At 71.6% G+C, this 23,948-nt stretch carries 23 protein-coding genes; 6 read left to right on the top strand and 17 right to left on the bottom strand.

Going from position 1 to position 23,948, the window contains the following annotated elements:
- Positions 1 to 5: 5 nt before the first annotated feature.
- Entirely contained in the window at positions 6 to 692 is a 687-nt protein-coding gene (locus Ari01nite_RS13835; RefSeq protein WP_203781613.1) for a hypothetical protein, read from the top strand.
- A 138-nt stretch (positions 693 to 830) separates the two neighbouring features.
- Here the strand turns inward: Ari01nite_RS13835 and uppS are convergent, their stop codons facing one another.
- The 6 genes from uppS to Ari01nite_RS13805 form a co-directional block, all read right to left on the bottom strand.
- Positions 831 to 1,604 (bottom strand): polyprenyl diphosphate synthase, encoded by a 774-nt coding sequence (gene uppS, locus Ari01nite_RS13830; protein WP_239162734.1) that lies wholly within the window; start codon positions 1,602 to 1,604, stop codon positions 831 to 833.
- A gap of 204 nt (positions 1,605 to 1,808) precedes the next feature.
- Complete coding sequence (locus Ari01nite_RS13825; protein ID WP_203781611.1) at positions 1,809 to 2,381, bottom strand: TetR/AcrR family transcriptional regulator; 573 nt, start codon at positions 2,379 to 2,381, stop codon at positions 1,809 to 1,811.
- Positions 2,382 to 2,439: 58 nt separating this feature from the next.
- On the bottom strand, positions 2,440 to 2,943 hold the full coding sequence (locus Ari01nite_RS13820; RefSeq protein WP_203781610.1) for a PepSY domain-containing protein: 504 nt from the start codon (positions 2,941 to 2,943) through the stop codon (positions 2,440 to 2,442).
- A 61-nt stretch (positions 2,944 to 3,004) separates the two neighbouring features.
- Positions 3,005 to 4,360, bottom strand: a complete 1,356-nt coding sequence (locus Ari01nite_RS13815; RefSeq protein WP_203781609.1) for a sensor histidine kinase — start codon at positions 4,358 to 4,360, stop codon at positions 3,005 to 3,007.
- Complete coding sequence (locus tag Ari01nite_RS13810; RefSeq protein WP_203781608.1) at positions 4,353 to 5,030, bottom strand: response regulator transcription factor; 678 nt, start codon at positions 5,028 to 5,030, stop codon at positions 4,353 to 4,355. The genes Ari01nite_RS13815 and Ari01nite_RS13810 overlap by 8 nt, the downstream gene beginning before the upstream one ends.
- A gap of 82 nt (positions 5,031 to 5,112) precedes the next feature.
- Positions 5,113 to 5,514, bottom strand: a complete 402-nt coding sequence (locus Ari01nite_RS13805) for a DoxX family membrane protein (RefSeq protein ID WP_203781607.1) — start codon at positions 5,512 to 5,514, stop codon at positions 5,113 to 5,115.
- 97 nt (positions 5,515 to 5,611) lie between these two features.
- Here Ari01nite_RS13805 and Ari01nite_RS13800 point away from each other — a divergent pair, with 97 nt between their 5' ends.
- Entirely contained in the window at positions 5,612 to 6,265 is a 654-nt protein-coding gene (locus Ari01nite_RS13800; protein ID WP_203781606.1) for a helix-turn-helix transcriptional regulator, read from the top strand.
- Positions 6,266 to 6,344: 79 nt separating this feature from the next.
- Here Ari01nite_RS13800 and Ari01nite_RS13795 read toward each other — a convergent pair whose 3' ends face one another.
- Positions 6,345 to 6,998 (bottom strand): DUF4232 domain-containing protein, encoded by a 654-nt coding sequence (locus Ari01nite_RS13795; RefSeq protein WP_203781605.1) that lies wholly within the window; start codon positions 6,996 to 6,998, stop codon positions 6,345 to 6,347.
- Between the two features lie 97 nt (positions 6,999 to 7,095).
- Positions 7,096 to 8,559 (bottom strand): MFS transporter, encoded by a 1,464-nt coding sequence (locus tag Ari01nite_RS13790; RefSeq protein WP_239162733.1) that lies wholly within the window; start codon positions 8,557 to 8,559, stop codon positions 7,096 to 7,098.
- Positions 8,560 to 8,711: 152 nt separating this feature from the next.
- On the opposite strand from Ari01nite_RS13790, the gene Ari01nite_RS13785 reads away from it, so the two are divergent.
- On the top strand, positions 8,712 to 9,464 hold the full coding sequence (locus tag Ari01nite_RS13785; protein WP_203781603.1) for a TetR/AcrR family transcriptional regulator: 753 nt from the start codon (positions 8,712 to 8,714) through the stop codon (positions 9,462 to 9,464).
- Positions 9,465 to 9,482: 18 nt separating this feature from the next.
- Here Ari01nite_RS13785 and Ari01nite_RS13780 read toward each other — a convergent pair whose 3' ends face one another.
- The 5 genes from Ari01nite_RS13780 to Ari01nite_RS13760 are packed head-to-tail and all read right to left on the bottom strand — an operon-like array spanning position 9,483 to position 14,317.
- Positions 9,483 to 10,325 carry an ABC transporter permease gene (locus Ari01nite_RS13780; protein WP_203781602.1) on the bottom strand — a complete coding sequence of 281 codons (843 nt, stop codon included), beginning with the start codon at positions 10,323 to 10,325 and terminating at the stop codon, positions 9,483 to 9,485.
- Positions 10,322 to 11,290, bottom strand: coding sequence for an ABC transporter ATP-binding protein (locus Ari01nite_RS13775; RefSeq protein ID WP_239162732.1), 969 nt, complete (start codon positions 11,288 to 11,290; stop codon positions 10,322 to 10,324). Before Ari01nite_RS13775 ends, Ari01nite_RS13780 begins: the two co-directional genes overlap by 4 nt.
- Positions 11,287 to 12,378 (bottom strand): hypothetical protein, encoded by a 1,092-nt coding sequence (locus Ari01nite_RS13770; RefSeq protein WP_203781600.1) that lies wholly within the window; start codon positions 12,376 to 12,378, stop codon positions 11,287 to 11,289. The genes Ari01nite_RS13775 and Ari01nite_RS13770 overlap by 4 nt, the downstream gene beginning before the upstream one ends.
- The gene (locus Ari01nite_RS13765; protein WP_203781599.1) at positions 12,359 to 12,955 is read right to left on the bottom strand and encodes a sigma-70 family RNA polymerase sigma factor; all 597 of its coding nucleotides are present in this window, start codon (positions 12,953 to 12,955) and stop codon (positions 12,359 to 12,361) included. Before Ari01nite_RS13765 ends, Ari01nite_RS13770 begins: the two co-directional genes overlap by 20 nt.
- A 54-nt stretch (positions 12,956 to 13,009) precedes the next feature.
- Positions 13,010 to 14,317: a pectate lyase family protein gene (locus tag Ari01nite_RS13760; protein WP_203781598.1), complete on the bottom strand. Its 1,308-nt coding sequence runs from the start codon at positions 14,315 to 14,317 to the stop codon at positions 13,010 to 13,012.
- A 91-nt stretch (positions 14,318 to 14,408) separates the two neighbouring features.
- Here Ari01nite_RS13760 and Ari01nite_RS13755 point away from each other — a divergent pair, with 91 nt between their 5' ends.
- Together Ari01nite_RS13755 and Ari01nite_RS13750 are read left to right on the top strand one after the other, a co-directional pair.
- A complete protein-coding gene (locus Ari01nite_RS13755; protein ID WP_203781597.1) occupies positions 14,409 to 17,177 on the top strand; it encodes a LamG-like jellyroll fold domain-containing protein in 2,769 nt (922 codons plus the stop codon).
- A gap of 73 nt (positions 17,178 to 17,250) precedes the next feature.
- A complete protein-coding gene (locus tag Ari01nite_RS13750; RefSeq protein WP_203781596.1) occupies positions 17,251 to 17,919 on the top strand; it encodes a lytic polysaccharide monooxygenase auxiliary activity family 9 protein in 669 nt (222 codons plus the stop codon).
- 261 nt (positions 17,920 to 18,180) lie between these two features.
- Here the strand turns inward: Ari01nite_RS13750 and Ari01nite_RS13745 are convergent, their stop codons facing one another.
- From Ari01nite_RS13745 to Ari01nite_RS13735, 3 genes are all read right to left on the bottom strand, one after another.
- Positions 18,181 to 18,840: a Bax inhibitor-1/YccA family protein gene (locus Ari01nite_RS13745; RefSeq protein WP_203781595.1), complete on the bottom strand. Its 660-nt coding sequence runs from the start codon at positions 18,838 to 18,840 to the stop codon at positions 18,181 to 18,183.
- Positions 18,841 to 19,141: 301 nt separating this feature from the next.
- Positions 19,142 to 20,029, bottom strand: coding sequence for a fructosamine kinase family protein (locus tag Ari01nite_RS13740; RefSeq protein ID WP_239162731.1), 888 nt, complete (start codon positions 20,027 to 20,029; stop codon positions 19,142 to 19,144).
- Positions 20,019 to 21,194 (bottom strand): VOC family protein, encoded by a 1,176-nt coding sequence (locus Ari01nite_RS13735; protein WP_203781594.1) that lies wholly within the window; start codon positions 21,192 to 21,194, stop codon positions 20,019 to 20,021. The genes Ari01nite_RS13740 and Ari01nite_RS13735 overlap by 11 nt, the downstream gene beginning before the upstream one ends.
- Positions 21,195 to 21,456: 262 nt before the next feature.
- Between Ari01nite_RS13735 and Ari01nite_RS13730 the strand changes: the two genes are divergently transcribed.
- Positions 21,457 to 22,443, top strand: a complete 987-nt coding sequence (locus Ari01nite_RS13730; protein ID WP_203781593.1) for a hypothetical protein — start codon at positions 21,457 to 21,459, stop codon at positions 22,441 to 22,443.
- Positions 22,444 to 22,513: 70 nt separating this feature from the next.
- On the opposite strand, the gene Ari01nite_RS13725 is transcribed toward Ari01nite_RS13730, so the two are convergent.
- Positions 22,514 to 23,656 carry a vanadium-dependent haloperoxidase gene (locus Ari01nite_RS13725; protein ID WP_203781592.1) on the bottom strand — a complete coding sequence of 381 codons (1,143 nt, stop codon included), beginning with the start codon at positions 23,654 to 23,656 and terminating at the stop codon, positions 22,514 to 22,516.
- Positions 23,657 to 23,948 lie beyond the last annotated feature (292 nt).

Raw genomic sequence — 23,948 nt, 5'->3', positions numbered from 1 at the left:
ACGCCATGCGATGCGACATCTGCGGCACGCCGCTGGACCGGCCCGGTCAGGGCCACTTCTGCCGGACGAACGGCGCCGGCACCAGCCCCGCTGCCCAGACGTTCGCACTGGCCGCGCCGGCCGCCCAGGTCTTCGCCCAGTCCAGCAGCCGGGTGATCCGGTCCGGCGCGGTCTACGCGGTCCTGGTCGCCGCCGGCACCGCCCTCGGTCTGGCCGGCTACACCGCGATCCGCAGCGGTGCCGCCGACCCGGCCGAGCTCAGCACCCAGGCGACCGTCGTGATAGTCGGGCTGGTGGCCGGCTTCATCGGCCTGATCTGCCTGCTAGTCCTGCTGATTTCCACGGTGACCTGGGTGATCAGCGCCCACCGGCTGGCCGGCGGCGGGCCCGGCCCGGCCGGCTACGGCGGGGTGGCGGCCTTCGTCCTGCTGACCGGCCTCTCCTACGTCCTCCCGGGCGCGGTGCCCGGACTCGTCCCGTCGGTACTCACCGAGGCGGCGCTGCGGATCGGCGGCCTCCTGCTCCTGATCGCCGGCGTGGTTGCCGCCGGCCGCCGGGTCCGGGAGGTGACCGGCCTGCCCACCCTGGCCGCCCGGCCGCAGACTCTGATCCAGGCCGACGACTGGGACGCCTCGAAGTGGGACCCGGACGTCCACCGCGACATCGAACGGCGCCGCCGCCCGGTCGACTAGTTCCGAGTGCCGCATCGTGGCAGCCGTCCTGAGCGGATCCTTCCTCGATCCGGGCGACCGTCTCGGGTGGTGTCGGCGTCAAGATCTCGCCGCTGCGCGGCGCTGGGCGGGTGCGCGGACCTCGAACCCGGAAGCTCTTCAGCGGCCGAACCGGCGGTGCCGCGCCGCGTAGGAGCGCAGCGCCCGCAGGAAGTCGACCTTGCGGAATCCGGGCCAGTAGACGTCGCAGAAGTACAGCTCGGAGTAGGCGGCCTGCCACAGCAGGAAGCCGGACATCCGGTGCTCGCCGCTGGTCCGGATCACCAGGTCCGGGTCGGGCTGGCCGTGCGTCCAGAGGCGGGCCGCGATCCGCTCCGCGGTCAGTTCCTCGGCCACCTCGGCGACGCTGCGGCCGGCCCGCTCCTCGTCGGCCAGCAGCGACCGGATGGCCGCCACGATCTCGGCCCGGCCGTCGTAGCCGATCGCTACGGTCAGGTGGAACGGGGCGCCGCGGTCCCGGGTCGCTTCCTCGGCCGTCTTGAGGGCGTGGCGGGTGCTGTCCGGCAGCACGTCGAGCTGGCCGGCCACGCGTACCCGCCAGAGGCTTTCGGGTTGTGCCAGCCGCTCGGCGACCACCTGTTCGATCATCCGCATCAGGTGGCCGACCTCGGCGGTGTCCCGCTTGCGCATGTTGTCGACCGAGGCGACGAAGACCGTCACGTGGTGGATGCCGAGCTCCGCGCACCAGCCGAGCACCTCGTCGAGATGCTCGGCGCCGTAGCGGTGCCCTACCGCCGGGTCGTCAAAGCCCATCTGCCGGGCCCACCGGCGGTTGCCGTCCATCACCATCGCGACGTGCCTCGGCAGGGCGGCGCCGGCCAGGCGGCTGCGCAGGCGCCGGGCGTAGATCCGGTACATCCAGGACGTCACCATGGCCGACATCCAACCCCGGTGACGGCCGCTCCGGCCCGGTCTGCACCAGATCTGCACGACCCCTCCACACGGTGGCGTAGTGGATCGTGGAGTAGCTCTTCTCGTCGCCGATCCGCAGGTCGGGGTTGCGCGGCGCGCCCGCGAACGGCCCCAGGTCGGCATGCGAGAACGCGCCGCCCAGGGCGCGCAGCCACCTCAGCAGGCTCATCGCAGGAACGTCCCGAGTGCGGCCGCCGCGATCGCGGTGACATCGGTGCTGCCGTCGACCGCGCGGCGCAGGGCGAGTCCGCCGCCGAGTGCACCCCACGCCGCCACCAGCACCGGAATCGGCATCGCGGGCCGCACGCCGAGGCGTTCGCAGCACGCGGTCAGCAGCGTCGCCATCTCGCCGTCGAAGCGGGCCTGCACGTCGGCAACCCGGGCCGCATGCTCGGGTCGCCCGGCCAACGCCGCGGTGGCCTCGGCGGAGACCAGAGCCCAGCGGCCCGGCCCGGGGTCAGGGGTCAGCGTCGCGATCAACTCGGCCCGGGTGTGGACGCCGTCCAGCGCCTGCCGCAGCCCGTCGGCCAACGTCTCGCTCCACTGCTGCACGAGGGCGTGCCAGAGCCCTTCCTTGCCGCCGAAGTGTTTGTAGACCGCGCCGCGCGTGTAGCCCGCCTCGGCCGCGACCTCCTCGACCGTCGCCGCGAGGAAGCCCCGCCGCAGAAAGATCTCGCGGCCTGCGTCCAGCAGCCGCTCATGCGTCCGCTCCTGAGCCTGAAGCCGAGTCAGCCGCACAGCACCCTCCCCAGTAACACGGTGTTTCCAGATACACCGTGTTACTGGGGAGGATAGCTCAGTTGTCCTCGGTCTTGCTCAGGACCTTGAAGCCGGCGTCCAGGTCGACGTCCCACTCCTTCTTGTCGGCGCCGACGACCTCGACCTCGAAGCCGTCGCCGTCCGCCTCGACGTCGGCGACCGTGCTCCCGGCGCCGACCGCGGCGATCGCGGCCTGCTCGGCGGAGGTGCGCTCGGCGTCGGTGAGAGCCCGGTCGTCGGCGTCGGTGCCGTCCGGGGCGTCCGCGGCCTGGCTCAGCACCTTCAGGTCCTTGTCCAGGGCCACGTCGACCTCGGTGCCGTCCGGCTTGCGGACCTCCACCTCGTACGCCTCACCCTGGTCGTCGCTGGTCTCCACCTCGACGGCCTCGCCGCCGCCGACGGCCTGGGTGGCGGCGCTCGCCACCCGGTCGCGGTCGGCGCCGGTGACGTCGCTGGCGTTCGCGGCGGTGGCCCACACACCGCCGCCGATGCCGAGAGCCGCGACGGCCGCGACGGTGGGGATGACGATGCGCTTCTTCATGGCTGTGGCCTTTCTCGTCCGGTCAAGTTCTGCACGCAGCTTGCGCCGGGCTCCCTGAACCTCACCTGAACGAAGCTGAATCCGCCTTCAGGCAGACCTCGAACCGGGCCCCACCCAGCGCCGACTCCCCGACCGTGACGGTGCCGCCGTGCGCCACCACGGTCTCCTTGACGATCGCCAGGCCCAGGCCGCTGCCGCCGGCGTCGCGGGCCCGGGCCTCGTCCAGCCGCACGAACCGCTCGAACACCCGCTCCCGCTGGTCCGGCGGGATGCCCCGGCCGTCGTCCTCCACCGACAGCACGACGCCGCCCGGTGCCTCGCGAACCGCGACGGCGATCCGGGCGGAGGCGTGCCGGGCCGCGTTGTCGACCAGGTTGCGCACGACCTGGGCCAGCGCCGTCGCATCACCGCGCACCCGCCCGCCGCCGACACCGCTGGTATCCACGACCAGACCCGAGCGCCCCACCCGCCGGGCCTCGGCCAGCGCCAGATCGTCCAGGTCGAGGTCCTGCCGCGGGGATGACACCACGCCGGTGTGGGTGAGCAGCAGCAACTGCTCGACCAGGCGCTGCATCCGGCCGGACTCCTCGAGCACCGCCTCGGCCAGCTCACCCTCCGGCAGCGCGCCCGGATGGGCACCGGCGATCTCGGCGGCCTGGCGGATGCTGGCCAGCGGCGAACGAAGTTCGTGCGACGCGTCGGCCACGAACTGCTGCTGCCGCTCGCGCGCGTCCTGGAGGCGTATGAGCATCTGGTTCATGGTCTTGGCCAGACGGTGGATCTCGTCGCGCGAGGCCGGTTCGGGGACGCGCCGGTCGAGCCGGTCGCCGGTGATCTCCTCGACCTCGCGGCGGATGCGCTCGACCGGGGTCAGCGCGCGGGTGACCACCATCCAGGTCGTGCCGCCCACCAGCAGCAGCATCAGCGGCACCCCGGCGGCCAGCGGCGTGACCAGCGCGGCGGTCGACTCGTCGACGTCCTCAAGGGAGGCGGCGACCAGAATGTCGTAGTCGTCCGCGTCCTCGGTGACCACGAGATAGCGCTGACCACCGGCCGTGACCTCGCCGCCCCCGGACTCACCGTCCCCGCCCTCGCCGCCCGACCGCAGCGCCGCTCCCAGCGGCCCCGAAGCCCGAATGATCTGCCCGGATTTATCGGATATGTGCCAGAGGAGGTCATCATCATCGTCGCCCTCCTCACTACCATCCGAGTCGTCCGGCGCCGGCAAGCCGGCGCTGTCGACCTGCGCCGCCAGTACTGAAGCCCGCTGCTCGGCACTCGCTTCCACGCCGTCCCGCAGCGAAGCGCGTACCAGCAAAACCAGCGTGACCGAACCGGCCAGAAGGGCCACCGCCACCACCAGCACCGCGGCGGCGGTGGTGCGTAGCCGGACCGACGCCCGACCCAGGTCAGCCACCGTTGCCGGCCAGCCGGTAGCCCGCGCCGCGCAGGGTCTGGATCGCCTCCCGCCCGAACGGACGGTCGATCTTGTTGCGCAGGTGCCGGATGTAGACCTCGACGATGTTCGGGTCGCCCTCGAAGTCGACGTCCCACACCGCGTCCAGGATCTGCCGCTTGGAGACCACGTCGCCGGGGTGCCGGGCCAGGAACGCAAGCAACGAGAACTCCCGCGCGGTCAGCTCGATCTCGGTGTCGCCGCGCCACACCCGCCGCGCCGCCGGATCGAGCCGCAGGTCACCGGCTTCGATCTGGGTGGGACGCTCGCGCGCGCCGCGCCGGGCCACCGCCCGCAGGCGCGCCACCAGCACCGGGAAGGAGTACGGCTTGGTCAGGTAGTCGTCGGCACCGGTGTCCAGCCCCTCGACCTGGTCCCACTCGCCGTCCTTCGCGGTCAGCATCAGGATCGGCGTCCAGTCCTTCTCGGCCCGCAGCGTGGCGCACACCTGGTAACCGTTGATCCCCGGCAACATCAGATCAAGGACAATGACTTCGTACGCGTTCTCCCGCGCGAGCCACAAGCCGTCTGTGCCGTCATGGGCAACATCGACCGCGAACCCCTCGGCCTCCAGCCCGACGCGCAGGGTCTGGGCCAGGCGCTTCTCGTCGTCCACCACCAGCACCCGCATGGGTGCCATCCTCGCGCACCGCGCCTGAATGCGCGCTGAACGCCGGGCGCCGCCCTTTCCAAGACCGGCGCCCGGCGCCCCGTCACGCCCTGGAGTCCTGCCGGACGGCCAGCCGGCTCAGCGCGAGCGCCGCGACCATCAGTCCGAAGTCACGCAGCGCGACGTCGTAGTAATTGCCGAGGATCAGCAGGTTCACGATGATCCCGGCCAGCCAGGCGGCCACCACCAGCCCACCCCACCGGGGCCGGACCGCGACCAGGATGCCGGCCAGGATCTCGATGACGCCAACTGCGTACATGGCCTGCTGCGCGGTGCCGGGCACCAGCCGGTCCACGAACGGCGCCAGGTATCCCGGCCAGTCGGTCAGCAGGTTGGTGAACTTGTCCAGCCCGAACACGATCGGCGCCACCGTGAAGACCGTCCGCAGCAGCAGGTACGCCTGATCCGCCGGGCTGGTGACCCGAGCGGAGGTTCGCATGGCCATGCCACGCCCTCCCTTCTAAAAGACGTTTGCGCGTTTCTTAGAAACTAGGACCGGTCGAACTCTAAAGTCAAGAAGTACGTGTTTTACACTCGACGGCATGCCCTCCCGCCCGGTGCCCGCGCTGGCCGCCCTCGACGACCCGGTCCGCCGGGCCGTTTTCGATCTGGTCGCACGGTCCGACACGCCGGTGGGCCGGGACGCGGCCGCCGAGGCGCTCGGGGTGAGCCGGCGGGTCGCCGCGTTCCACCTGGACCGGCTGGCCGACGAGGGCCTGCTGGAGTTCGAGTTCCGGCGCCCCGAGGGCCGCGGCGGCCCGGGCGCGGGCCGGCCCGCGAAGCTTTACCGCCGGGCGGCCGAGGAGATCGCGGTGTCCGTGCCGGAGCGCCACTACGAGGTGGTGGGCGCGCTGCTCGCGGCGGCCGTCACCGAGGCGATCGACACGGGTGCCGACGTGCGCGAGACTCTGAACCGCACGGCGTACTCAGCGGGCCGCGCGGTCGGCGAGCAGGCGGAGGGCCTGCTGCCCGCGCTGACCGAGGCCGGCTACGAACCTCGGCCGGCCGACGACGGCGACCTGGTGCTGGGCAACTGCCCGTTCCACCGGCTCGCCAAGCAGTACACGGCCCTGGTCTGCGGGGTCAACCTGCACCTGCTGCGCGGCGTGACCGAGGGCGTGGGCGACCCGCACGTGCCGGTGCTCGACCCGGCCCCCGGTTACTGCTGCGTTCGACTTCAGCGACAATCCCGGTAGCCCAGGCCGGTGGCCCCGCCCGCCAGAGGCCCCGCCCGCCAGAGGCCCCGCCCGCCAGAGGCCCTGCGGCCGGTGGGGCTCAGGGCAGCGGCGGCGGTGGCTCCGAAGTGGCCGGGGCGGTCGACGGTGGGGTCGGCCGCGCCGGGGCCGGCTCCGGCACCGGACGCCACGGGCTCACCCCGAGCCGCCCGGTGCTGCCCAGGTCGAGCGGCCCCTCCGGGGTGAGGACCTGCGCTTTCCCGCCGGCCCGCGGCGCCACCGACAGGTAGGCCACCTCGACCGGCGGCCGGCGGGTGTCGTCGTATTTGTTGCGCCAGGCCACCAGCGCCGAAGCCCGCTCGCCCGGCCGCAGCACGAACGCCTCCGGCGGCCCGTCCCGGCCGGGCAGCGAACCGGTGATCCCGGTGACCCCGTCGAGCACCCGCACGTCCAGCGCGGCCCGGTTCTCGTCGAGCGCCCGGACCGCCGGATACCCGCTGACCCGGTACGGCGCTCCCCCGCAGTTGACCATGCCGAGCCCCATCGCCCGCAGCCCCATGGCGGCGTCCACCACACCGAGTTCCAGCCGAACCCCCGACGCCGGGCAGGTCGGCGGCCCAGGCGTCCCGGTGACCGACAGCGACGGCGCCGGCAGGTCGACAACGGACGGTCGCGGCTGCGTAATCACCGGCTGCGACACACCGCATCCCGCCAGCAGCGCCACCGTCACCAACAGCCCCCGAGTCAGCTTCACCGCCCCGATCCTGCCCCACCGGCGCACGCCCCGCCCCGGCCGTCAGCGCACGCCCCCTCCTCCACGGGAACCGGCCCCGACCGGCCCCGGCCGACTCTCAGCGCGCGCCCTGCTCCTCCACCCCGACCGGCGCCGGCGCCTCGTCCGGCTTCGGGAGACTGATACCGCGCAGCAGCGTCACCGCGATGACCGCCGCCACCACCATCAGGCCCACCCCGGCCCAGGCCACCACGTCCAGCCCGGCCACGAACGCCGACCGGGCCGCCGCCACCAGCTCCGCACCCGCCGCACCGGGCATCTGCCCCGCCGCGACCAGCGCGCCGCTCAGCGTCTCCCGGGCCGCGTCCGGCGCCACCCCGTCCAGCCGCGCCCGGAACACCGCCGTCCCGATGCTGCCCAGCACCGCGATCCCCAGCGCCCCGCCGAACTCCGACGACGTCTCCACCAGCGCCGACGACGAACCGGCCCGCTCCGGCGGCACCGTGCCCACCACCAGTTCGGTCGCGATCGACATGACCACCACCAGCCCGGCCGCATAGATACCCGCGCCGGTCAGCAGCACCCACAGCCCGGAGTCCGGGCGCAGCAGGCTCAGCACCAGGAAGCCCACGGCGGCCAGCCCGAACCCGCCCCCGATGACCAGCGCCCGGTCCACCCCGGCCTGCACCAGCCGCACCGCGAGCGGCGCCGCCCCGCCGACCGCCACCGTCGGCGCCAGGCTCCACAGCGCGCCCTCCAGCGGACTCATCCCCAGCACCAGTTGCAGGAACTGGGTGGTGTACATGGCGAACCCGACGATCGCGAACGTCGCCAGCAGGCTGACCAGCACCGAGCCGGCGAACGCGGGCCGGCGCAGCACCGCGAGATCGAGCATCGGGAACGGGCGGCGCCGCTGCCGCTGGACGAACACCACCGCGAGCGCCAGGCCCGCCACGATCGCCCCGGCCCGGTACGGCCCGAACCCGTGCGCCGCGATCTCCTTGATGCCCCAGATCATCGGCAGCACCGCGGCGATCGACAGCACCCCGCTGCCCAGGTCGAACCGGCCGGCCGCCATGTTGCGGTACTCCGGCAGCAGGAACGGCGCCAGCACCAGCAGCAGCACCATGGCCGGGATGTTGATCAGGAAGACCGAGCCCCACCAGAAGTGCTCGACCAGGACGCCGCTCAGGACCGAGCCGAGCGCCACGCCGGAGGTCATCGCCGCGGTCCAGATCGCCACGGCGGTGCTGCGCTGCTTGTCGTCGTGGAACATGTTGCGGATCAGCGCGAGCGTGGACGGCATCAGGGTGGCCCCGGCGACGCCGAGCAGCGCGCGGGCCCCGATCAGCATCGGCGCGCTGGACGCGTACGCCGCAAAAGCCGACGCCACGCCGAACCCGAACGCCCCGATCAGCAGCAGCCGGCGCCGGCCGATCCGGTCACCCAGCGCGCCCATGGTGATCAGGAAGCCGGCCAGTACGAAGCCGTAGATGTCCAGGATCCACAACTGCTCCGTGCTGGTCGGCGCCAGGTCCTGGCTGATGAAGGGGACGGTGAAGTAGAGCACCGACACGTCCATCGAAACCAAGAGCAACGGCAAGATGAGTACGCCCAAAGCCACCCATTCACGACGCCCCGCTCGCATCCAAGCCTCCTTCTGCGTATGCCATACGCGATACTGTTTAAGGTATACGCAGTAATAGGATGGAGGTCAACCCCGTGAGGAGATGAATGCGCGACACCACCGCCGTGCCCAGCGTCCTGCAGACGGCCTGGGGTCTGCGGGAGCGGCCCAGCAAGGGCCCGCGCCCGACGCTCACCACCGAGCGGATCGTCGAGGCCGCGGTGCGGATCGCGGCCGCCGAGGGCTTCGGCGCGGTCTCGATGAACCGGGTGGCCGGCGAGCTGTCCACCTCGGCCATGGCGCTCTACCGCCACGTGGCCAACAAGGAGGAGCTCACCGTCCTGATGCTGGAGTCCGTCGCGGGCCACCCGCCGGAGCCGATCGCCGACGGGGAGACCTGGCGGGCCGCGCTGGAACGCTGGGCGTTCGCGCTGTTCGCGATGTACCGGGAGCACCGCTGGTTCCTGCAGGCGCCGATCCCCGGCCCGCCGGCCACCCCGCGTCAGCTGGCCTGGGTCGAGGTGGGCCTGACCGCGCTCACCGGCACCCGGCTGGGCGAGGGCGAGAAGCTGTCGGTGATTCTGCTGCTCAGCGGTTTTGTGCGCAACGAGGCCTCGATCGAGGGCCAGATGGTCGAGGCGGCCCGGGCCGGCGAGCGCACCCTCGACGCGGTGATGGCCGAGTACGGCACCCTGCTGCGCCACCTGGTGCAGCCCGACCGCTTCCCGGCGCTGCGCCGGGTGATCGACGCGGGCGTGATGGACGTCGCCGACCACCCGGACACCGAGTTCGTCTTCGGCCTGACCCGAGTGCTCGACGGCATCGACCTGATGGTGAGATACCGCGCCGATCAGGGCTGACGTCGGCCGGCGCCCTGACTAGAGGTCGCGGCGCTGGAACGACACCGTGGCCAGGCCCAGCACGGCCGCCACCCAGAGCACGGACCAGGCGACGTACGCGGCGGTCAGCGGCGTGAGGCTGAGGAACGGCGACGCCTCGAAGCCGCCGCCGGCCGCGCCGGACAGCAACCCCGGGTTCTGGAACGCGTTCATCGCGCCGCGCCACAGGCCGTCGGTGGGCAGCAGCATCCGGGAGACCGTGCCGACCTGGGCCACGCTGTCGTTCTGGAACGCCTCGCCGACCAGGCCGACGATGCCGGCGATCCAGGTCGCGCCGAACAGGCCGACCGCCACGATGCCGGATGCCATCGGGGCGATCACCGTGGACAGCAGCAGGCCCAGGGTGAGCAGCACGACGGTCTGGCCGGCCAGCAGGGCCAGGCCGGTCACCGGGCGGGGCGGCCAGTAGTCCACGGTGGCCTTGACGATGGCGAACTGGGCGAGCCCGGCGACGGTCACGAAGCCGGCGCCGAAGGCCACCAGGCCCAGCCACTTGCCGACCAGGACCGACGACCGGCGGATCGGGCGGGTCATCACGGCCAGCGCGATCCCCGACTCGACCTCGCCGGCCAGGGTGGGGCCGGCCAGGAACGCGGTGCCCAGCGCGGCGATCAGGCTGAGCCCGAACATCACCAGGTTGAGCACCGTGGACCCGGCGATCATCGCCTCGCCGCTGGTTAGCCCGCCGAACTCCGCCTGGAGCCGGGAGAAGCCCCAGGCACTGAGCCCGAGCAGCACCGCGGTCAGCACCGCGAGCGAGCGCAGCACCCGCCGCCGGGCCGCCTCCTTGAGGGTGAGGCCGGCGATTGTCAGAACGGTCATCCGCGCTCCTCGTGAGGCGTCCGAAGAATGTCCAGCAGCCTCTCCTCGAGGCTGACCCGGGCGGGCTCCACCGCGTGCACCCGTACGCCCAGCGAAACCAGGTCGGCGACCAGGTCGGGCACGGTGTCCGGGTCCGGCTCGACCGGCAGCGTGACGACGAATTCGTCGCCGTCGCGGGTCAGCGGGCCGGCCGCACCCAGCCGGGTCTCGACCGCCGCGGTCACGCCGTCGAGCCGCAGCCGCACCTCCCGCCGGCCGAGCAGTTCGGGCAGGGTGCCGGCCGCCGCCACCCGGCCCTTGTCGAGGATCACCACCCGGTCGCAGACCCGCTCCACCTCGCCGATCAGGTGCGAGTTGAGCAGCACCGCGACGTCCCGGGCCTTGAGAGCGAGCAGCAGGTCGCGCACGTCGGCCCGGCCGAGCGGGTCGAGGGCGCTGGTCGGCTCGTCCAGGATCACCAGTTCCGGGCGGGCCACCAGCGCGACGGCCAGGCCGAGGCGCTGCTGCATGCCTTTGGAGAAGCCGCCCACCCGGTCACCGGCCCGGTCGGCCAGCCCGACCGTGGCCAGGCACTCCTGCCGCTCGGTGGGCGCCACCTGCGCGCCGGCCAGCCGGACGTGCAGCTTCAGCACCTCGGCGGCGGTCAGCCAGGGCTGATAGCGGAACAGCTCCGGAAGGTAACCGACCCGGGCCCGGCTCGCCGGTTCGGCGGACGGCTTGCCGAGCAGCAGCACCTCCCCGGCGTCCGGCCGGACCAGGCCCAGCAGCATCTTGATGACGGTGGTCTTGCCGGCGCCGTTGGGCCCGAGCAGGCCGAGCACCTCGCCGCGGCCCACGGCGAACGAGACGCCGTCCACCGCGGTGCGCTTGCGGTACCGCTTGCGCAGGCCGGAGCACCAGACCGCGGACGCGGGCGGCAGGTCGGCGACCAGCTGCGCCGCCGCGTCGAGAGCGGGGCTGGTCACGAGTCCCACCGCAGCCCGCGGGCCACCTCGACGACCTCGTCGCTGCTCAGCGAGCCGCCGACCGCGGTGAGGACGCCCTTCTCGACCCAGGCCACCCCGGACAACACCTGGTCGCGCGAGGTCAGCACGGTGGCCTGGGCGCCATTCACGTCGGTGCTGAACGACCGCTCCCGTTCCTGCTTGACCAGCAGCGGCAGGGTCGAGCCGTCGGCGGTGAAGTTGCGCAGCTGGGACGCCACCGATGCGGGCAGGCCGGGCATCGAGAGCAGGTAGTCGCGGGCGGTCGCGAACGGCACGCCCTCGGAGAAACCGGTGGGCGCGTTCGCGCGGAGCACCACGAGGCTGGGCAGGCCGGCCGACGACTGCCAGACGGCGGCCACGCCGGGGCCGGCGGTGAGGCGGAACTCGCTGCCGTCCAGGCCGGGCGGCGGCGGGGGCAGCGCCTGGCCGGCCGCCCGGGCGGTCGCGGCGGCCTTCGCCGTGGAGAAGGTGAACGACGCGCTCACCCGGTTGCCGACCAGGTACTGCGGCTCACCGGCGACGCCGCGCGGCAGCTTGCCGACCCGGGCCACCGCGAGGCCGGTGGCCTCCCGGGCCGCCGCGGCGTCCGGCACAGCGCGGATGTCCGCCTTCTGGTTGATCTTCATTTCCCCGTACGCCGAAAGCTCGGGCAACTTGAGCAGGTCGGCCTGAGTGACCGTCACCGGGGCGATCTTTTCGGCCTTGAAGATCTGGAACCAGTCCGCGGCGGCCGCGGCGCTGGCACCGGTGAGCAGCGCGACCACACCCACCACGGCGATCACCGGGCTGCGCAGCGCGGCCCGCCACCGGTTGCCGCGGGCGGCCGTGGTCACCGGGCGGGCCGGTTCGGCGGCGAGCGCGCCGGACAGCCGCCGCCACCCCTCGTCGACGTCGGCGCTCGCGTCCACGGCCAGCGCGCTGGTGATCAGGGCCGCGTCCTCGCCGGCGGCGGCCACCCCGGCCAGGCAGACCGGGCAGTCCGCGACGTGCCGGCGGTCGGCGTCGGCGACCCCGGCCGGCTCGTCCAGCAGGCGGCGCAGCGTGCCGTCACTCGGATGACGCTTCACGGTTCAACTCCTCGCGTAGGGCGGACTCGGCGCGCCGCACGGTGGTGCCGACGCTGCCGGGAGAGAGATCAAGGGCGGCCGCGACCTCGACGTAGCTGAGGCCGCTGTGCCGTAAGACCAGGGCGACGGCCTGCTTGCGGGGCAGCCGGGCGAGCGCCGCGCGCACCCGGCGGCGTTCGTCGCTGCTGACCACCGCGTCGGCGATGTCCGGGGTGACCACCTGTCCGTCCCCGGCCGCCTCCTCGCGGGAGGCCCGTCGCCGGCCGGTACGCAGGTGGTTGAGCGCGGTGTGCGCGGCGGCCACGGACAGCCAGCCGCCCGCCTCGCCGGCCGGCACCGCGGACCGGCCGAAGGTCAGGAAGACCTCCTGGGCGATGTCCTCGGCCTCGGACCGGTTGCCGAGCACCCGGGCGGCGACCGCGACGACCCGTGGGTAGGCGGAGCGGAAGACCTGTTCGAGATCGGGCCGCACGGCCCCTTGTCGCGCAGGAGTCACGGCCGCGGCGCCTTTCCGCTCGGCTCGCCCGCGGCCGAGGGTCAGCAGCGCGGGCCCGGCGAGCTCCAGTTCATCCTTCACATCAGGAGAGCACCGCCGCGCCCTCGCATGTGACAGGAGGCGCCGAAAAAGTGATCAGCGCCCGGCGCCGGCCTCCCGGCGCACCAGGGCGGTGACGGCCGCCGCGGACCTCAGCGGCCGGTAGGCGTACACGGAACTCGGAGCCCAGCCCACCTCGGTGCGGAAGCCGGCGGTCGTCCACTCGCCGGTGTCGCCGGCGGCGATCGCGGCGGCACTGGCCGCCAGATATTCACGCTCGGCAATCACGTTGAGGTCGACGCGCCGGCCGTTGTGCCAGGAGCCGTGGTCACGGAACGTGTTGCCCTTGTAGTTCTCGACGATGAGGTCGGGACTGCCGCGGTAGCGGAACACGTTGTACTCGGAATAGATCTTCGACTCGATGCCCAGGCCGAGAAAGTACTGCGGCGTGCCCTCGTAGACGTTGTTGTAGACGTGCACCTGACCGAACCGGACCCGCGGGCTGCGTTGCAGGCTGTTGCGGAAGAGGTTGTGGTGGAACGTGATGCGCAGGTGGCCGCGGTCCCGTTCGGCGCGGCTGTCACCGGAGCCGATCAGCAGTGACTTGTCGTGGTTCTCGAACACGCTGCGGGACACCGTCACGAAGTCGCTGCCGTCCTCGATGTCGAGCAGGCCGTCGTGGTGCTGCACGTGCTTGCCGCCCAGCCCGATCGGGGCTGAGCTGTCCGGGTAGCGGCCGTCGGTGAACGTGCAGCGGTCGATCCACAGGTTGAACCCGGTGACCACGGACAGCGCGTCGAACCGGGCGTTCCAGGCACTCTCGCCGTCCCAGGACGTGAAGTGGTCGACCGGCGCCTCGAGCGTGAGGTTGCGGACGATGATGTTGCTGCTCGCCCGGATGCTCAGGTAGACGCCGTTGAGCCGCGCGTGCCGGCCGAGCCCGACCAGCGTGGTGTTGCCCGGGACTTCGATCTGGATCTGCGCCTTCTGCGCGTTCGACCCGCTCTGCCGCAGCTGCCGCATGGTTTTGCAGTACGGGTACGCGCTGTCCGACCAGACTTTGCCGTCCACCCAGCAGGACATGTACTGCTGCAGGTCGTAGCCGGGCGCGTAGTCCTGCTCGCCGAGCAGCCGCCCGTCCGCCGCCTGGTTGCCCTCGATGGTGCCGGCCACCTGCACGATCTTGGGGCCGGTGGGGTTGCCGTTGTTCTTGAGCGCCGCGATCAGGCCGGCCCGGTCACGCACCACGGTCACGCTCTCCGGCGGCGCGCCGAGGCCACCGGTGACGCCGCCGTTCAGGCTGGCCCAGCCACCGACCTGCCGGTCTCTGGCTCCGGCCTGCGCCGGTGCGGGACCGGCCAGAACGACGACAACGGCGAGCAGCAGACCCACAGTCCTCTTCACATCGCGATGGTAGGCGAACGCATTGACACGGTTCAATGAGCACCCTAGCGTCCGTGGAGGAAAACGTTTTCCTCCACGGACGGAGAGCAGCGTGCTTCGACGGACCACCGGCGTGGCCGGACTTCTGATAATCGTGAGTAGCGTGATCGCCCACCCCGGTGCCGCGCAGGCCGCGCAGGCCGAACGGCCGCCGATGGTCCTCGCGGTCGACCTGTCGAAACCGATCAAGCCGGTCGACCAGGCCGCCTCGGGCTCGCTTTACGGCCTCGGCGACGAGGGTTGGCCGGCCGACAAATGGATCGCCGGCATCAAGCCCAAGATGTTCACCCAGCCACCGCCGGGCGCCACCCACCAGCCCAACGGCGAACCCGCCCCGGTCGGCGACACGCTCAAGGTGTGGCCGGTCGCCAAGCGGCACGGCGCGACCGTCACCGTCCGGCTGCCCGACATCTTCCCGAGTTTCCCGTACGTGTGGCAGGGCGACGACTACTGGTACGGCCAGGTCGAGAAGATGGTCCGCGCCACCCTGGCCTCCGGCGCCGACAACATCTACGGGTACGAGATCTGGAACGAGCCGCAGTGGACCTGGAACCCGGCCTGGGGTGACTTCTTCGCGATGTGGGCGAAGACCCACCGGCTGATCCGCTCGATCGACCCGGACACCCCGATCATCGGCCCGAGCTACGACCGTGACTACGAGGTCGGCCTGCGCCCGTTCCTGACCGCCGCGGTCGCCTCGGACACGGTGCCCGACATCGTTTCCTGGCACGAGCTGGGGCCGGTCACCGGCATGCAGGTCGAGACGCACGTCGACCAGTACCGGGCGCTGGAGAAGGAACTGGGCGTCGGCCCGTTGCCGATCAGCATCAACGAGTACGGCTCACCGCGCGACGCCGGCGTGCCCGGCTGGCTCACCCGCTTCGTGGCCAAGCTCGAACGTTCCCGGGTCGACACGGCCAACCTGGCTTTCTGGCACAAGCCCGGCCGGCTGGCCGACCTGCTGGTGCCCAAGGGCGGCGGTTCCGGTCCGGCGCGCGAGGCCGACCCGACCGGCAACTACTGGCTCTACCAGTGGTACGCCGGGATGACCGGCCGGATGGTCCAGGTGACCCCGCCCGCGCCGACCGCACGCTGGATCGAGGTCGGCACCCCGGTCCCGTCCGCGCCCACCCGCTCCGCCGGCCGGTTCGGCGGCGCGATCCCGCTCAACGGCGAGGCCCCGAACCGCCACGTCACGATGCCGGCCGGCGTGCTGCGCGGCGTCTCCGACTTCACCATTGCGACCTGGGTCAACCTGGCGTCCGTCGCCGACTGGGCCCGGATCTTCGACTTCGGCACCGGCACCTCGGTCAACATGTTCCTGACCCCGCGGGCCGGCGGCGGTGGCCTGCGCTTCTCGATCACCACCGGCCCCGGCGCCGAGCAGCAGATCAACGGCACCGGCCCGCTGCCCACCGGCTGGCACCACGTGGCCGTGACCAAGGACGGCACCACCGGCACGCTGTGGGTGGACGGCGCCCCGGTCGGCACCAACCCGAACCTGACCATCGGACCGGCCGACCTCAACGCCGGCGACACCCCGAACAACTGGATCGGCCGTTCCCAGTACCCCGATCCGCTGCTGGACGCCACGGTCGACGACTTCAACATCTACGACCGGGCGCTGACCGCCGCCGAGGTGCAGGCGTTGCAGACCGCGCCCGGCGCCGGCAACGTCCTCGCGTACCACTTCGACGAGACGGCCGCTCCGACCACGCCGGACGCCTCGGGCAACGGCCACGACGGCACCGTGACCACCGGCGTGACCGGCGTTTCGCAGTTGCCCGCTCCGGACGGCTTCGCCAGCGTCGACGGCCGCACCGCCAAGGTGGTCTTCGGCGGCGGCTCCGGCGACCTGCAGCTGAAGGTGGCCGGCATCCCGTTCCGGGGCCGGGCCGACGTCCGCGTCTTCGCCACCGAGTGGACCGGCACCGACGGCGTCTCGGCGGGTCCGGTACCGGTCTTCGGCGGCACCTATCCGGTCCGCGACGGCGCCATCTCGGTGCCGGTGTCCGATATGGACGACACCACGGCCTATCTCGCGGTGGTCCGCCCCGCCACGGGACCGGTTCCCTCGTACCATCGCTCCGAAGCTTTTGATGGTCGTTCCCGGACAAGCCCGCTGGCCTCGGAGAACCACTACGCGACCGGCAGGAACTTCACCTTCACCGTCGACGCCCCCGCGGCCGGCGCATATGATCTCGCCCTGCGCTACACCGGCGGCGCCGCCGAGGGCAGCATCGCCGGCCGCCCGGTCTCCTTCCCGGCGGCCGACGGCTTCGCCACCGTCCGGTCCACCGCCGTCCTGCGCAAGGGCCACAACCAGATCAAAGTCAACATCCGTGGCGGTACGCTCGGCGCCGACTACCTGGACATCAGCCCGTTTCGCACTCGCGTGCAGGCCGAGTCGGGCACCTGGACGGACGCCAGCCTGACCCGGATCGACATGTCCGAGGCCAACTTCTTCGCCCCCTACGTCTCGGGCAACGCCTACGTGGCGGATTTCGCCCTGCCCAGCAGCACGTTGCGGCTGCCGGTGTCGGTCCCGGCGGCGGGCCGCTACCGGTTGACGATCGGCTACTCCACCGCGGGCACCGAGGCGGAACGCCGCGCCCAGATCAAATCCGGCCAACTCGTGCGGGTGAACGACGGCCCGTGGCAGCCGGTCTCCTACGAACCCACCCAGTTCCGCCAGATGATCCGCCAGACCACGGTCCAGGTCGATCTCCCGGCCGGAGCGTCCACTTTGGCGTTCACCAAGTCCGACCAGCCCGGCACGGTCGACCTCGACTACGTCGATGTATCGAAAACTATCAATTGATACCTAGCCTTACGGATGCAATGCTTGCCGGGAGCGCTCCCATCCCCGATCGCCGAATAATGGAGGACGTACCGTGCCCCCACACGACTCCGCTCAGTCCGGCCGACAGTCCCGCTCAGCCGTCCGCGCGCTTCTCGTGGTCCTCACGATGCTCGCCGGCGCCTTCGCCTGGGCCGCACCCGCTCAGGCCCACGGCACCATCATCAGCCCCCAGACCCGCGCGTACCAGTGCTGGAAAACCTGGGGCACCAACCACATGAGCCCGACCATGCAGACTCAGGACCCCATGTGCTGGGCGGCCTTCCAGGCCAACCCGGACACCATGTGGAACTGGATGAGCGCGCTGCGGGACGGCCTCGGGGCCCAGTTCCAGGCCCGCACCCCGGACGGCCAGCTGTGCAGCAACGGCCTCACCCGTAACGACAGCCTGAACACGCCCGGAGCCTGGAAGACCACGGCCATCAGCCGGAACTTCACCGTCCAGCTGTACGACCAGGCCAGCCACGGTGCCGACTACTTCCGCGTCTACGTCAGCAAGCAGGGGTTCAACCCGGCCACGCAGCGCCTCGGCTGGGGCAACCTCGACTTCATCCAGCAGACCGGACGGTACGCGCCGGCCCAGAACATCTCGTTCAACGTCAACACCTCCGGCTACACCGGACACCACCTGCTGTTCGTCATCTGGCAGGCCTCGCACTCCGACCAGGCCTACATGTGGTGCAGCGACGTAGTGTTCTCCTGATCAGCACCACCTCCGGCCCGGGACGCTGAGCGTCCCGGGCCGGACCCGGTCATCAGCCCGGGTGCGCCGCCGTGCGCGTGGTAGAGGCCCGGCGTTCGCCGTCTTGCCCTCCCAGCCCGGACCGTCGAGGTGCCCCACAGCGCGAGCGGCCGCTCGGCGTACCGCAGCGCGCCCTCGGGGTCGGCCTGCAGTCGTGCCCCGTACGAGCAAGGCGGTTGACCCGGACGCCGTGTCCCCGCCGGCTGCGGGGGCACGGCCCGTTCAGCGGTTGCCGCCCCGGAAGATCCGCAGGAAGAACAGGAACACGTTGAGGATGTCCAGGAAAATCGACGCCGCCAGCAGCGGCGCGGAGTTGACGTCCGACGAGCGCCGCAGCCGCTGGAAGTCGAACATGATGAACCCCGCGAAGATCACCAGCCCGAGCACCGAGTAGATCAGTGACCCGAACGGGATATTCACGAAGATCAGCACAATGCCGAAGACGAGCAGCGCCACCAGCGCCCAGAAGCAGATGCGAGCCAGCGCCGTGAGGTCCCGCCGGGTCGCATAACCGGCCGCCCCGAACGCCGCGACGAACAGCGCGGTGGCCGCCCCCGCCTGCCAGAGCGCCTGCGGATCGGTGCTGGCGTAGTAGACCAGCGTGGGCGCGACCGCCACCCCCATCAGAAACCCGAAGGCGGCAAGCAGCGCGACCGTGGTCTGCCGCGATCGTCGTACCGCAAACTGCATCCCGATCAGCGCGGCAAACGCCGCAAGGTAAGCGAGAAACGCAATGCCACCGGGAAAATTACGACCGAGGTACGCCCCGAGCGCGAACAGCCCGGTGGTAGCCGCGACATAGGCCATGGTCTGCGCAAACAGCGTACGCCCACGGTCCCGGACGGCAATCCCGGCCGGCCGGTAGGCATAGGTGTCGTCCATGGCCCATCACTATGAACCCGCGCGGGCAGGCGGACACCCTTCGCCAGGGGTGATACTCGCGGGCCTGGAGAGACTCACCGTCGATGACGCCGGGAGCCGGTCCGGTCGATCTCGTCGAGGGCCTCGGGCGCGAGGCAGGGCATCGGCGCCTGGTCGGCTCGGTTTCGCCAGCTCGGCCATCCGTTCTTCGAGGTCCAACGGGCGTGCTGTCCCGGGTGTCGCGCGCAGGGCCGCCCAATGCAGGATGAACGGCACCACGTACATTCGGCGACCGCTCCCGCGATTCTAGTGAGGCCTTCATTCATATTGATGGCCGGAAGGGGGCGAGGGTGGCGCGGATCTGTTCGGCTGCGCCCCAATCCGGGTCGAACTGGGCCAGGACCGCGAGATGTTGTCGCAGCTGGATTATCGGCATCCGGGTCTGCCAGCCGCTGTCGAGTGCGGTCAGCTCGGCATAGACCGGGAAGAACCGTTGTGCCTCGGGCGGCGGTGCGGTGGTCCATACGTGGGCGAGGTCTACCTCGGCCCACATGTACGACACCGCCGGATCTATCAGCGCCGGCCGGCCATCCGCGGTTGCCAGGACGTTCTGGGTCCAAAGGTCGCCGTGGGTCAGGCAGGCCGGCCGCTCCGGCAGCAACTCGGGCAACCGGTGACACAGCCGCTCCAACGCGGCGCGGTCGCCGGCGTCGAGTGCGGCTTCGACGCGGGGCTCCCCCAGCCATCGCAGCAGTCGGTGCTCGGCGAAGAATGCGAAGCCGTCGTCGTTCCAGGTGTTGATCTGCCGGCGGCGGCCCAGCCAGTTGTCGCGGTGCCATCCGAAACGCGGGTGGACCGTGCTCGTGTGCAGGCGGGCGAGCGCGTGGGCGAACTGCTCCCAGAAGGTCTCGCTGCGCGGTCTCGCCGGTAGGAGCGACAACACGAGCAGTTCCCGGTTGGCCAGGATCACCTCGGGTGTCGCCATGCCGCTTTCGCGCAGGGCGGCCAGCCCCTCGGCCTCCGCGGCGAAGACGTCGTCGTCCGGAACGTCGTCGAACGCCTTGACGAACACCGGTGGCGCGTCCCGGCGGGTTGCTATGCCCGCGAGCGCCGCGAGCCCACCACTTAGGGGCTCCACCGCGACGACGTCCGGCAACCCGGACCTCTCCAGGGTCGCGCGCAGCACGCCGCCGGCCAGCTCAGGTCCCACTGACGAGAACGATTTCGTTGCCCTCGGGGTCGGCGACCCGCCAGCGGTCCGCCGACTCGTCGAGGAGCCGGCCACCGGCGGCGACGGCCGTGGCGAGACGCGTCTGCGCGAGGTCCGGCGGCACGGCGAGCTCGAAGTGGATGCGGTTGCGCTGCCGGCGCCGCTCCGAGTCCGAGGTATCGAGCTGCTGGAACACCAGCACCGGGTTCAGCCGCCGCGGATCGTGGATGTCGCTCACCCCGGCCCGCCGGTCGTGGGTATATCCGAGCGCGTCGACCCAGAACGCGCGGACCGCGGTGACGTCGGCGGCGTCGAGGAAAAGCTGGGCGAAGCGCGGCAGCCCCGGATCCGCCGTCGCCCCGAGTTCGCGCGCGGCGGTCTGGAGGCTTCCGGCGAGGTCGGCGAAGTCGAGCTCCAGGCCGTGGGCGTCGTCTTCTGCCTGGTCCTTACCGCTGTCGATGATCACCAGCCCGGGGCGCAGGTCGATCAGCAGCGGGAAGCCCGCGTCGCCGGCCAGCGCCGCTGCCGCGGCGGCCAGGTCACGCTGCTGCGCCGGGGAGGTGACGCGGTAGCACGCCATCGCGCTGAACACCGTCTGCCAGTCGGCTGTCCCGATCCCCTCGCCGAGCACCGCGCCCGGCACCAGGTCGACCTCGTTGCCGTCGGGGTCGGCATGACAGACCCCGTACGGTCCCGATGCCTCACCAGGACGCGCCTGCTCGACCGCCGCGGCGGGCCGCACCACGTCGAGGTGGATGCGGTTTCGCAGCGGCCGTGGCTCGGTCGACTGCCGGATCCGTATCGCGGGGTCGCGCCGTACCGGATCCGCCAGACCGCCGTCCTTCCCCGGCGCGTAGTCGAGCACGCGCTGCCAGAACCGCCGCACCACGGACGGGTTCGCGGATTCGAACACGACGCTGAGTTGCTGCAGTACGGCCGGGTTCGCGGCCAGCCCGAGGTCTCGCGCGGCGGCCGACACCGCCTCGGCGTACTCGTCCGAGTCGAGGCGCACCCGCACGCCCGTCGCGCGCAGGTCGACCACGATGTCGGCCGGCAGCTCCCCGATGCGCCCGGCCAGCGCCGCCCCCGCGACCAGCGATGGCGCGTCGAACCATGCCGTCGCAACGCCGTCGACCGCCCGCCAATCCGGTCCGATCTCTGTCATGCCCAGCACTGTAGAGCCCTTTCCGCACGATCTCCTGCCGGATGCGGAATGTTGCCGCCGGCTTCGAACCGGGCGAGCCGCCAGCGTCATTCGCGAAACAAGAGGATGGCTCGCGAACTCCCGGAGTGAAAACATCGTCACAGGCCAATTTGTGGCGTCGGGAGGCGGGGAACGGATGACGACCGGGAGAGCTCCACAAGCGGCAATTGCGCCGGGCGGCGCGAAGCAGCACGTCACGACAGTTAAAGAGGATCTCGTAACGGTGATCTTCTCGGCCATGCTGATCGGGGGTTCGGCCGCCGACGCGTGGGCGCACGCCAACATCGTCGATGAGCTGGAAGGCTTCTTCACCCCGTGGCATGCACTGCTCTACGCCGGGTTCGCGCTAACCGCGGCGTGGACGTTCTGGCTGGCGTACCGGCGTCGCACGTCCGCGGAGCGGTGGTGGCTGGACGACTGGCCCGCCGGGTATGCAGTTGGCGGGTTGGGGGCGGTCGGCTTCCTGATCGGCGGCGCGCTGGACATGATCTGGCACACGATCTTCGGAGTCGAGGTCTCGCTCGACGCGGTCCTCAGCCCCAGTCACCTGGTGCTGGCGGTCTCCGGAACGCTGCTGGTGACCAGTCCCGTGCGCTCGTGGTGGGCCACCGGCACCACCAGCCGGCGCGCGGGCACGGGGCTCGCCGCGCTGGCGCTGGGCTCCGTCTTCGGCGTGCTGCTTCTCAGCCACTCCACCGCGTTCAGGTCGATCACGCCGACTCAGGCATACGACTTCGTGACCGGCTCGCCGAGCCACGTTGCGGCGTCGTACGCCTCGGCCCGATACCTCGCCACGACCATGATCCTGCTCCTGCCGATTCTGCTCGTGTACCGGCGCCGGGCTGTCCTCGGCACCGCGACCGCGGTGGTCGGTGCGATCTTCCTGTTCAACCTGATAACCGCGGAGTTCCCGAGCGTGCTCACGGCCGTCGCTCTCGGCGCGACCGCCGGGGCCTTCGTCGTCGACCTGATCGCGGTGCGCCTCGATGCGGTACGCGGCCCAGACGCCGCACTGCGCCTGCCGATCATCGGCGGCCTGTTCGGCGCCCTGTTCACCGCCGGTCATCTGCTCGGCCTGGCGGTGGCCCAGGGCATCGCCTGGCCGGTGGAACTGTGGACCGGCAACGTGGTCCTGGCAGCGCTGGGTGGCGCCCTGCTCGGCGGCCTCGCAACGCCACCCGCACGACGCGTCGAAGTCCCCAGCCCGTAGGCGATCGAGCGGCCACAGCCCGCGGTGGGCGACCCCACCGCGGGCCGGTGAGCGGTCGATGTGCGTGGCCTCAGCTCACGCGCCGCAGGGTGTTGTGCACCGTCCAGTCGCCGATCCGGACGCCGTGGGCGATGCCCTCGTCGACGGCCTTTCGGAAATGGAAGCCGACCATGATGCGCGACAGGCCGTTCTCGGCCGACGCCTGGCTGAACGAGTGGTAGCGCCGCACTACGGGTGCCGCGTCGGTGCAGGTCTGCCCGGCGGGCAGCGTGTAGCTGCACGTCTCGAAGCGGATCCGGTCGGTGCCGAAGAAGCGCTTCAGCACCTGCGCCGCGGCGCCGCCCTCCACACTGTGGCCGGAGTCGTAGTCGGGAATCGGCGGCGTCGGCACCAACGGCGTCCAGGTGGGGTCGGCCACGGTTCCCGGATTGCCGTCGCCGGCCGCGTTGCGGATGGCGGTTACCGGACGCCAGAAGTTGTACGCCCGATATTTAGTGTCGAATGTGGCCACGTAACCGTCCGCGAGTGCCATGTTCAGCAGGCCGAACAGTCGCGAGCTCTGCCATGGATCCAGGTGCTTGCCGGTCGCGGCGGCCCGGGCCACCCGGTTCCACAGCAGTGGTGAGCTCTCCACCCAGAAGCGGGCCATCTCCGTCTGGTCGGCGGTGCGTGCGCTCGGCGTGGTGACGCCGTCCCCGCCCAGGCGTTTGACCTCGGCCAGATCCCGGGCGTAGCGCTGGGAGGTCACCGCGTACGGCGGACCCGGCCGGAACTGCACGGCGCTGCGCAGCGCGAACGGAGTCACGTCGGCCCAACCTGGTGCGAACGCGAAGTCGAAGCCCGGGGTGAACCGGTATTCGCCTGGCCCCGTGCCCTGCGGGTACGCCGTGTCGAACAGCGGCGTGCCCGACCCGTCGCCGGCCCGGGCCGCGAGAATCGCGGCCGCGGCGGCGTGGCCCGTCGCGAGCCCCCGCGTCTTGGCGGAACCGTCGGGGATGCGGCTGAGGGCGGCCGCATAGCGCGCTTCGACACCGGCGACCACGTTCCCGCTGGTCACGCAGTCCGCGAACGGTGGCGGCAACTCTCTCAGAAGAGGCACGAGCACGTCGCGCGCCGCCGCGGCGACCGCGGCGTCCGGCGACGCGCCGCGCGCATTGCCGCGGTAGGCATAGGGCCGGGAACGGCGGTCGATTGCATTCAATGCGTCGTGCATCGCGATATGCGTCATCGCGTACATACGTGATTCATGGAGCGGATTATTCGTCGGCGCCAGGCAGGCGCCGAGCGCGGCCGTCGCGGCCGTGTCGTTCCATGCGATAACGGCTGATCCGTCTGAGGATTTCGCCGACGGATCAGCCCCGGCAGCGCCGCCTGCGGTAACCACGAGAAGAGCCGTCGATAATGTCACTGCCCATCTTCGCAAAGTGGAATACATGAATGCCCCCTCCGGGCGCCGCCCCGCCGAGAGATCGTATTCACGGTGAGCACGGTCGCCGCAAAAACCC

Source organism: Paractinoplanes rishiriensis (assembly GCF_016862375.1).
GTDB lineage: Bacteria > Actinomycetota > Actinomycetes > Mycobacteriales > Micromonosporaceae > Actinoplanes > Actinoplanes rishiriensis.
The sequence above is the reverse complement of the archived record's forward strand: the minus strand, read 5'-3'. Positions and strand labels throughout refer to the sequence as shown.

Bases quoted from the DNA above. Each gene is read 5' to 3' on its own strand.
- Ari01nite_RS13835 (WP_203781613.1), top strand. From the start codon at position 6: ATGCGATGCGACATCTGCGGCACGCCGCTGGACCGGCCCGGTCAGGGC.
- uppS (WP_239162734.1), bottom strand. From the start codon at position 1,604: ATGGTGACGTCCTGGATGTACCGGATCTACGCCCGGCGCCTGCGCAGC.
- Ari01nite_RS13820 (WP_203781610.1), bottom strand. From the start codon at position 2,943: ATGAAGAAGCGCATCGTCATCCCCACCGTCGCGGCCGTCGCGGCTCTC.
- Ari01nite_RS13810 (WP_203781608.1), bottom strand. From the start codon at position 5,030: ATGCGGGTGCTGGTGGTGGACGACGAGAAGCGCCTGGCCCAGACCCTG.
- Ari01nite_RS13805 (WP_203781607.1), bottom strand. From the start codon at position 5,514: ATGGCCATGCGAACCTCCGCTCGGGTCACCAGCCCGGCGGATCAGGCG.
- Ari01nite_RS13800 (WP_203781606.1), top strand. From the start codon at position 5,612: ATGCCCTCCCGCCCGGTGCCCGCGCTGGCCGCCCTCGACGACCCGGTC.
- Ari01nite_RS13790 (WP_239162733.1), bottom strand. From the start codon at position 8,559: ATGGACGTGTCGGTGCTCTACTTCACCGTCCCCTTCATCAGCCAGGAC.
- Ari01nite_RS13785 (WP_203781603.1), top strand. From the start codon at position 8,712: ATGCGCGACACCACCGCCGTGCCCAGCGTCCTGCAGACGGCCTGGGGT.
- Ari01nite_RS13780 (WP_203781602.1), bottom strand. From the start codon at position 10,325: ATGACCGTTCTGACAATCGCCGGCCTCACCCTCAAGGAGGCGGCCCGG.
- Ari01nite_RS13745 (WP_203781595.1), bottom strand. From the start codon at position 18,840: ATGGACGACACCTATGCCTACCGGCCGGCCGGGATTGCCGTCCGGGAC.
- Ari01nite_RS13735 (WP_203781594.1), bottom strand. From the start codon at position 21,194: ATGACAGAGATCGGACCGGATTGGCGGGCGGTCGACGGCGTTGCGACG.
- Ari01nite_RS13725 (WP_203781592.1), bottom strand. From the start codon at position 23,656: ATGCACGACGCATTGAATGCAATCGACCGCCGTTCCCGGCCCTATGCC.